We start from the raw sequence: 1607 nt of genomic DNA on the forward strand, positions 1-1607 counted from the left end.
GCACCGGTGCCGATCACCAGCGGCGCGATCACCGCGCGCAGGCCGCCGTTGACGTCGGCGAGCTCCGCCGCCAGCCCGCAGGCCCCGCAGCAGCCCTCTCCGCAGCCGGCTCCCGCACCGGCTCCGGCGCCCGCCGCGCCGACGCCGAAGCTGGACGCGCACGGCCCGACGGAGCCGTTGACGCTGGTGCCGGGCGGCGACCCCGCGGACCTGCCGATCACGGTGCGCAACGACGGCACCGGCCCGTCCGATCCGGTGACCGCGATCCTGTCGCTGCCGCCGGGCGTCAGCTCGGAGATCCCGGGGGTGACCTCCCAGCAGTCCGGTCCCGCGGGGACCGCGCCCGCGTCCGCCCGCACCGCGCGCGCCGCCGAGGCGGCCGGTGGCCCGGGGGTGCGCTGCGAGAGCTGGGACGGCGGGCTGCAGTGCTCCTCGGAGCGCGGCCTCGAACCGGGTGAGCAGCTGACCTTCGACCTGCACGTGACGGCCGCGGCCGACGCCACCGGCGGCGAGATCGGCGCGCGGATCGTGGCGGGCGCGGACCTGGACCTGCCGCTGTCCCGGATCCAGGTGCTGATGCGCTCCGGGGACGGGGTGGACGTGTCGGTGTCGGCGGCGGCGCACCCGCTGCACGACCTGCTGCTGGGCGACGAGGTACCGGAGGGCCCGCCGCTGCGGCTGAACCTCGACGTGCGCAACACCGGCGTGACCCGGGGCCGGGCCGAGGCGGTCGCGGTGCTGCCCGCCGGTGCGCGCGCGCTGGGGATCCCGCCCGCGTGCGACCTGCTGCCGTCGGACGACGAGCTGCGCTGCTCGGCGGAGTTGGACCCGGGCGAGTCCTACCGGGGCCACCTGTGGCTGGCCGGGCTGCCGGTGGAACCGCGCGGCGCCTCGGACGGCGAGGAGCGCGAGGTCACCATCCCGGTGCGCGCCCGGCTCGGCACCGCGAACGACAGCGCCGCGGTGACCACCCGGCTGTGGTTCCCGTGGCGCCCGCGGCCGGAGCCGGACTGCCCGCTGCCGCCGCTGTGGCCGCTGCGTCCGGCGGACGGTGCGGAGTGGCCGTGCTGGCTGCCGGACGTGCCGGGGCTGCCCGAGCGACCTGGTCCGCCGGAGGTCCCGGGCCTGCCGGAGCTGCCGGGCCCGCCTGGTCGGCCGGGGTTGCCTGGTCTTCCGGGCCTGCCTGGTCTGCCGGGGTGGGCGCCGCCGAGCCAGGGCCCCGCGCCCGCCCCGGAGCCGACGCCCGGCTCCGAACCGACGCAGGCACCGACGCCCGTCCCGACCGGACCGGGCACCTCCGCACCGCCGGAACCCCCGTCGTCGGAGCCCACCCGGCCGCCCGAGTCCCCGGAACCGGAACCGGCCCCGGACGAGCGGCGGCTGCCGATCCTGGAACCGGTGCTGCCGCCGACCGTCCCGCCGAGCTGGTGGCGCTTCCCGCGCTGACCGGAGACCGGCCGGGGAGGTCCCGGCACCGGGGGGGGGGGGCCCGCGGCCCGGCGCGCCCCCCGGGGCCGGGGATAGGTTGGGGGGGGGCGGGGGGGGGCGCGCGGCGGGCGGCGCCCCCCCCCCCCGCCCGGCCCCCCCCGGGGGCCGGGGGGGCGCCC

At 80.4% G+C, this 1607-nt stretch carries 1 pseudogene; it reads left to right on the top strand.

Features of this window, described 5'->3' with window-relative positions:
- A pseudogene (locus tag LCD31_RS24775) lies at positions 1-1446 on the top strand (hypothetical protein); the annotation flags it as partial.
- Between the last annotated feature and the right edge of the window lie 161 nt (positions 1447-1607).

The sequence above is a fragment of the Saccharopolyspora sp. 6M genome (assembly GCF_020176775.1).
GTDB lineage: Bacteria > Actinomycetota > Actinomycetes > Mycobacteriales > Pseudonocardiaceae > Saccharopolyspora_C > Saccharopolyspora_C gregorii.